The organism is Pseudomonas sp. 18.1.10 (assembly GCF_024655625.1).
Lineage (GTDB): Bacteria > Pseudomonadota > Gammaproteobacteria > Pseudomonadales > Pseudomonadaceae > Aquipseudomonas.
The window spans coordinates 1-6,161 of record NZ_JANLGL010000275.1 but is presented as its reverse complement, the minus strand read 5'-3'; the positions used below and the strand labels follow the sequence as shown (position 1 = coordinate 6,161).

At 62.4% G+C, this 6,161-nt stretch carries 8 protein-coding genes; 4 read left to right on the top strand and 4 right to left on the bottom strand.

The annotated features are described in order from the left end of the window. Positions 1 to 97: 97 nt before the first annotated feature. Together NUV89_RS26725 and NUV89_RS26720 are read right to left on the bottom strand one after the other, a co-directional pair. Positions 98 to 472 carry a YajD family HNH nuclease gene (locus NUV89_RS26725; RefSeq protein ID WP_017736286.1) on the bottom strand — a complete coding sequence of 125 codons (375 nt, stop codon included), beginning with the start codon at positions 470 to 472 and terminating at the stop codon, positions 98 to 100. A gap of 59 nt (positions 473 to 531) precedes the next feature. Beyond that, positions 532 to 1,218, bottom strand: a complete 687-nt coding sequence (locus tag NUV89_RS26720; protein WP_032888736.1) for a spermidine synthase — start codon at positions 1,216 to 1,218, stop codon at positions 532 to 534. A gap of 78 nt (positions 1,219 to 1,296) precedes the next feature. Here NUV89_RS26720 and NUV89_RS26715 point away from each other — a divergent pair, with 78 nt between their 5' ends. Continuing rightward, positions 1,297 to 1,581, top strand: a complete 285-nt coding sequence (locus NUV89_RS26715; protein WP_124528012.1) for a hypothetical protein — start codon at positions 1,297 to 1,299, stop codon at positions 1,579 to 1,581. Here NUV89_RS26715 and NUV89_RS26710 read toward each other — a convergent pair. Both NUV89_RS26710 and NUV89_RS26705 read right to left on the bottom strand, forming a co-directional pair. Next, on the bottom strand, positions 1,578 to 2,051 hold the full coding sequence (locus tag NUV89_RS26710) for a cyclic nucleotide-binding domain-containing protein (protein ID WP_257783679.1): 474 nt from the start codon (positions 2,049 to 2,051) through the stop codon (positions 1,578 to 1,580). The genes NUV89_RS26715 and NUV89_RS26710 overlap by 4 nt on opposite strands. 69 nt (positions 2,052 to 2,120) lie before the next feature. Continuing rightward, positions 2,121 to 4,163, bottom strand: coding sequence for a S9 family peptidase (locus NUV89_RS26705; protein WP_257783678.1), 2,043 nt, complete (start codon positions 4,161 to 4,163; stop codon positions 2,121 to 2,123). Between the two features lie 24 nt (positions 4,164 to 4,187). Here NUV89_RS26705 and NUV89_RS26700 point away from each other — a divergent pair, with 24 nt between their 5' ends. The 3 genes from NUV89_RS26700 to NUV89_RS26690 are packed head-to-tail and all read left to right on the top strand — an operon-like array spanning position 4,188 to position 6,073. Beyond that, positions 4,188 to 4,721, top strand: a complete 534-nt coding sequence (locus NUV89_RS26700) for an MFS transporter (protein WP_257783677.1) — start codon at positions 4,188 to 4,190, stop codon at positions 4,719 to 4,721. Between the two features lie 21 nt (positions 4,722 to 4,742). Further along, positions 4,743 to 5,519, top strand: coding sequence for a class II glutamine amidotransferase (locus NUV89_RS26695; RefSeq protein ID WP_026136743.1), 777 nt, complete (start codon positions 4,743 to 4,745; stop codon positions 5,517 to 5,519). A gap of 11 nt (positions 5,520 to 5,530) precedes the next feature. Continuing rightward, on the top strand, positions 5,531 to 6,073 hold the full coding sequence (locus tag NUV89_RS26690; protein ID WP_257783676.1) for a DUF2937 family protein: 543 nt from the start codon (positions 5,531 to 5,533) through the stop codon (positions 6,071 to 6,073). Positions 6,074 to 6,161: the final 88 nt, after the last annotated feature.

Sequence of the window (6,161 nt, the reverse complement as noted above, 5' to 3'; positions counted from 1 at the left end):
CACATTGGATTGGGTTCACAGATATCTATTTGTGAATACAGTCAAATGTGGGAGCGGGCTTGCTCGCGAAGAGGCCCGTACCGACAACACAGGACTATCAGTCGTCCTTCTTCATCAGCCCCGCCAACGCCGCAAACGGGTTATGCGTGGCCTTGGCAATCGTCGGGCTGCTGGTCGACCCTTCGCTGAAGTACTGCTGGTCGGTATACCGCGAGTGTTCGTTGTCGTGGCAATACAGGCACAGCAACTCCCAGTTGGAGCCATCCTGCGGGTTGTCATCATGGTTATGGTTGCGGTGGTGCACGGTCAGTTCGCTCAAGCGCTTGCCGGAGAACTCACGGGTGCAGCGGCCGCACACGTGGGGGTACATCTTCAATGCTTTGTCGCGATAGCCCATTTCCCGGTCGCGCTGGGCATCGGCGAGGATGCGGTCCAGCTTGGCGGTGTGGGAGGGCGGGTTGGTTGAGCTCATCATGGCTCCTATATTTTGGTGGTCACGGATACGCTTGATTCTAGCCGTTCACGGCGCAATTAGCCCTTGAGCTTTTCGGCAATCCAGATGGTGTGGCGGGTGCCTTTGTTGCCGTGGGCGAACACCTGCACTTCTTCGGCCTTGAAGCCGGCCTTGCGCAGTTTGTCGCTGAACAGCTTGTCGGCACTGGCCGACCACACCGCCAGCACGCCCTTGGGCCGCAGGGCCTTGGCGCAGGCGGCGAGGCCACCGGCGGAGTACAGCCAGCTGTTGGCTTTTTGCGTGAGGCCTTCGGGGCCGTTGTCGACGTCGAGCATGATCGCGTCAAACCCCTGGGGTTCGGCTTGCAGCACCTTGGCCACGTCTTCCATGCGGATCACCGTGCGTGGGTCCAGCAGCGGGCGGCCGGATTTTTCCCCCAGCGGGCCACGGTTCCACTCCACCACGCCGGGCACCAATTCGGCGACCACCACTTCGGCGGTCTTGCCCAGATGCTTGAGCGCCGAGGCCAGGGTGAAACCCATGCCCAGGCCGCCGATCAGTACCCGTGAGTCCGGGCGCCCGGCGACCTTGCGGCAAGGGATTTCCGCCAGCGCGTCTTCGGAGCCGTGCATGCGCGTGTTCATCAATTGGCCGCCGTCACCGCCCTGGATCTTGATGACAAAATCCTCGCCGTATTCGAACAGGCACAAGGCACCGCCGTTGTCGGGGATCGGGGTGGTGTCCAGCAGAACGAAACGTTTCATGGAAATCTCATTGGGAAGGGCATTCTTGCGCGGTTGGGAGTAGCCTTGTGACATTCCGGTCAGGCCATGGAGCCATCGATGAAGTGCAGCATTCTAACGGTCATTGTGTTGAGCGCGCTCACATTGGGTGCGGCGCAGGCTCAGGAGTTGCAAACCGTGCCGGTTGCACCGGCGCCAACCCCAGGCGCACCGGGCACGCCCACGCCGACGTTGTACCCGCAGGTCACCCCGCCGATTGCGCCCAAGGCCACGGCTAACGGTTCCCCCGCGCTGGTGCCGATCGTGTTGCCGACGCCGCCGAAAGACCAGACCGTGCCCGGCTTGCAGCAGAACGACAGCAAACCGAAGACCCCGGGCGGTTAAAACTGCTGGGACAGCAATTGCCCGTCGGCCATGCGCAGGCGTTTGGACAGGGCAATGGCGATGGCGCGGATAATCTTCGCCGCGACCCTGGGCGCGTCGTTGAGCATTTTTTCCAGGGAATCCTTGCCCAGGTTCAACAGCACACACTCCGAAGCGGCCACACAACTGGCGGAGCGCCGCTCGCCATCGAGCACGGCCATTTCGCCAAACGCCCGCCCGCTGCGCAGGGTGGCGATGGTCACGCGCTGGCCACTGGGGTTGGCTTTCTGCACCGCCACCTGGCCGCTGTGGAGGATGCACATGAAGGTGCCCGCATCGCCTTCGAGGAAGATCACCTCGTCCCGGGCCATGCTGCTGATGTTGAAGTAGCCGGCGGCGATATGAAAATCTTCCGGCAGCAGGGCATCGAACAGGCCGCAGTCCATCAGCATGTCGCGGATTTCGTTATTGAGTAAGGTCGGTTCTGGCATAGCGGCAATCTTGGTCCGTCAATCGTGTAGGGCGGTCCTGTGTTCAGACAGGACCGCCGCGCATAGTTCCTAAATCAGCCCCAGCGCCTTGAACACAAATGCATATTCGAGTGCTACGTCACGTAATCCCTGGTAACGCCCGCTCATGCCACCGTGGCCGGCGCCGAGTTCGGTCTTGAGCAGCAGCAGGTTGTCGTCGGTCTTGGTATCGCGCAGCTTGGCCACCCACTTGGCCGCTTCCCAGTACTGCACGCGGCTGTCGTTGTAGCCGGCGATCACCAGCAGGTGCGGATAAGCCTGGGCGCGGACGTTTTCGTACGGCGCGTAGGCCTTTATCCGTTCGTACACTTCAGGTTCTTCCGGGTTGCCCCATTCGTCGTACTCGGTGATGGTCAGCGGCAGGTCCGGGTCGAGCATGGTGTTGAGCACGTCGACGAACGGCACTTCGGCAATCGCCGCCTGGAACAGCTCCGGGCGCTGGTTGAGCACCGCACCGATCAACAGGCCGCCGGCGCTGCCGCCGCTGATGGCCAATTGCTTGGAGGTGGTCAAGCCCTCGGCGATCAGGTGTTCGGCGCAGGCGATAAAGTCGCTGAAGGTATTCTGTTTATGTTCCTGCTTGCCGTTGCGGTACCAGGCCTCACCCAGCTCGCCGCCGCCGCGCACGTGGGCAATGGCAAACGCGACGCCGCGGTCCAGCAGGCTCAGGCGCGCGTGGGAGAACCACGGGTCGAGGCTCGAACCGTAGGCGCCGTAACCGTACAGGTACAGCGGTGTCGGCTTGCCCAGTTGGTCACGCTTGACCACCAGGCTGATGGGCACCTGGGTACCGTCGGCGGACGTCGCCCACAGGCGTTGGCTGACGTAGTCGTCGGCGTTGAACACGCCCAGTACCGGGGTTTCCTTGAGCACGACTTGCGCGCCACTGGCCAGTTCCAGTTGACGCACCTGGGCCGGGCGGTTCAGGGCTTCGTAGCGCAGGCGGATCTTATCGCTGGGAAATTCCAAGCTGTTTTGTACGTAGAGGCTGTAGGCGGCGTCGGGCAATTCCACGCGATAGGCAGGCAGGCCCTCTGGATGCACTTCGATCACCGGCAGGCCACCGATGCGCAGGCTCAGGGTCATGGCCTTGGCGTTGAGGCTCACGCCGTCGAGCATCACCTCATCGCTGTGGGGGATCAGGTTCTGCCACTCGGCCTCGGTCGGCACGTCGCCAATGTCGGTCGCGGTGAACAGGGCGTAGTTGATGCCATCGCGGTTGCTGCGGATAAACCAGGTCCAGGCGCCATTCAATTGGCCGTGGTCGACATCGTATTCATGGTCTTCGACCCGGGGTGCCAGGCAGGTGAAATCGAGGTGTGGCTGTTCGGCGTCGAGGGCCCAGATTTCGCTGGTGGTCTTGCTGCCCAGGGCCAGCAGCAACTGGCGTTCGGAGCTGGAACGGTAGCAATGCAGGAAGAAACGTCCGTCGGGCTCGTGGAACACTTCCTGCGCCGCCGTGCCGTCCAGGCGATAGCGATACAGCTTGTGCGGGCGGTGGGTGTCGTCCAGTTCGCCAAAGAACAGGGTCAGGCTGTCATTGGCCCAGGTCATGCTGCCGTCGCAGTTCTCGAACGCCAGTTCGCTGACCTTGCCGCTGGCCAATTCCTTCACGTACAGGGTGAAAATCTCTTCACCGCTGGTATCCAGGCTGTAGGCCAGGCGCTGGTGGTCGGGGCTGATGCTGAACGCGCCCAGGGAGAAAAAGCCGCCGTTGGCCAGCACGTTCGGGTCCAGCAACAGCTCTTCGCTGCTGTCATCCACCTGGTTGCTGTCGTCCGCCGGGCGGCGGCAGCGGTAGTGGCGGGCGTATTCGTCGCCGGCGGTGGTGCGTGTGTAATACAGGTACGGGCCCCACGGTGAAGGCAGGGACAGATCGGTTTCGAGGATGCGGCCCTTGATCTCTTCGAACAGGGTTTCACGCAGGGCCTGCTGGTCGGCGAGCTGGGCTTCCTGGTAGGCGTTTTCGGCCTTGAGGTAATCGAGCACTTCAGGGCTGTCGCGTCCCTGCAACCAGGCGTAAGGGTCCTGGCCTGGGGCCTTGCGGGCAATCGGAGCGGGCGATGTAGGCATGGATTATTCTCTATCTGGCGGACGGTGGCAGGCTTTGCAGCCGCGACACGCAAAAGCCGTTATCATAGCCGCCTCTTTGCCAGCCTTGCCATGGACACCATGACCGAGAACGACTATCTGACCGCTTGGGGCCTTTACGCCTTCGCCGCTTTGGGCTGCCTGTTGGTGTGGTGGCGCATGACCCGCTGGATCTGGCGCTGGTTGCGCGAGCCGCTGCAATTGCTGATGGCGGTGCTGCTGTTCAGCCCGACCATCGTCGACCCGGTCAAGACCCAGTTCGCGCCAGCCGTGGCCATCACCGCGCTGGACCTGGTGCTCAAGGTCGGCAACAACGCCTGGCGGGCCATTTCCGACTTGTTCATGTACACGATGATCGCCTTTGCCGTGTACCTGGTGATCGTGCTGATTCGCTGGCCCATCGAGCGCGCCGCCAAGGCCCGCCGCGAGCGCCAGGCCGCCACCGATGCCGCCTTGGCCGCCGAGCCGGCCGAGGAGGATGACGAACCTTTCCGCCGCCCGGCACCTGTGAGCGGCATGCGCGTCGAACCGCGCCTTTAACGTTGTAGCGAGAGCCCTGGCATGTGTGAATTATTGGGCATGAGTGCCAACGTCCCCACCGACATCGTGTTCAGCTTTACCGGGCTGATGCAGCGCGGTGGCCGCACTGGCCCCCATCGCGACGGTTGGGGCATTGCCTTCTATGAAGGCCGTGGCCTGCGTCTGTTCCAGGACCCGGCGGCGAGCAGTGAGTCGGAAGTCGCGCTGCTGGTGCAGCGTTATCCGATCAAAAGTGAAGTGGTGATTGGCCATATCCGCCAGGCCAACGTGGGCAAGGTGTGCCTGTCCAACACTCACCCGTTTGTGCGTGAGCTGTGGGGGCGCAACTGGTGTTTCGCCCACAACGGCCAACTGGCGGACTTCAACCCGCGCGCGACCTTCTATCGGCCCGTGGGCGACACCGACAGCGAAGCGGCCTTCTGCGACCTGCTCAACCGCGTGCGCGAAGCCTTCCCCGAGCCGGTGGACATCGAGCAGGTGCTGCCCGACCTGATCGCCGCCTGCGCCGAATACCGCAGCAAAGGTGTGTTCAATTGCCTGCTCAGCGACGGCGACTGGCTGTTTTGCTACTGCTCGACCAAGCTGGCGCAAATCACTCGTCGCGCGCCGTTTGGCCCGGCACGCTTGAAAGATGTCGACGTGATCGTCGATTTTCAGGCCGAAACCACGCCCAATGACGTGGTCACGGTGATCGCCACCGAACCACTCACCGACAACGAAAACTGGACCCGCTACGAGCCGGGCCAATGGAGCCTGTGGCGACGCGGTGAATGCGTTAGCCAGGGCATTACTGAGTAGGGATATCGACCATGTTGCTCAGCTATCTGCGGTTGGTGTTGTTTGCCATCGGTTTGTTGGTCGGCGTACAGGTGCCGGGGTTTATCAGCGACTACGCCAAGCGCGTCGAAGCTCATTTGATCGAAGCCCAGACCGGCTTGCGTGGGTTTGAAACCACCGCGCAGCAGTTCTTCAAGGGTGACCTGCAGGCCCTGGTCGCGCATTACCGCGCCAGTGACGACCCGGTGTTCCAGAGCGACGCCAACAGCCTGGGCGCGATGCTTGATCGCCAGGTGGCGTTGGACAAGCAATTCCAGGCGATGCAAGGGCCGTGGTACATCCGCGTGCTGCAAGTGGCGGTGGCGGCTGACCCGGATATCCGCCAGGAGACCTGGAACGGCTACAGCTACCAGATCCTGCTGACGCCAGAGGCCATGGGCTGGGGGTTGGGCGGGGCGATGCTGTTGTCGTTCGGGTTGGAATGCCTGTTCCGGCTGATCGATTGGGTGGTGTTGGGCGGCAAGCGTTTGCGCCAGAGCCGGCCGATCGAAGAGCGGGACTTGAAAGGTTTGTAAGCTATACACCGAACCCACTGTGGGAGTGGGTTTGTGTGGGAGCGGGCTTGCTCGCGAATGCGGTGTATCAGTCAAAGATTTATTCACT

Coding starts and splice junctions, on each gene's coding strand:
- NUV89_RS26710 (WP_257783679.1), bottom strand. CDS start 2,051: ATGCCAGAACCGACCTTACTCAATAACGAAATCCGCGACATGCTGATG.
- NUV89_RS26715 (WP_124528012.1), top strand. CDS start 1,297: ATGAAGTGCAGCATTCTAACGGTCATTGTGTTGAGCGCGCTCACATTG.
- NUV89_RS26725 (WP_017736286.1), bottom strand. CDS start 472: ATGAGCTCAACCAACCCGCCCTCCCACACCGCCAAGCTGGACCGCATC.
- NUV89_RS26695 (WP_026136743.1), top strand. CDS start 4,743: ATGTGTGAATTATTGGGCATGAGTGCCAACGTCCCCACCGACATCGTG.
- NUV89_RS26705 (WP_257783678.1), bottom strand. CDS start 4,163: ATGCCTACATCGCCCGCTCCGATTGCCCGCAAGGCCCCAGGCCAGGAC.
- NUV89_RS26690 (WP_257783676.1), top strand. CDS start 5,531: ATGTTGCTCAGCTATCTGCGGTTGGTGTTGTTTGCCATCGGTTTGTTG.
- NUV89_RS26720 (WP_032888736.1), bottom strand. CDS start 1,218: ATGAAACGTTTCGTTCTGCTGGACACCACCCCGATCCCCGACAACGGC.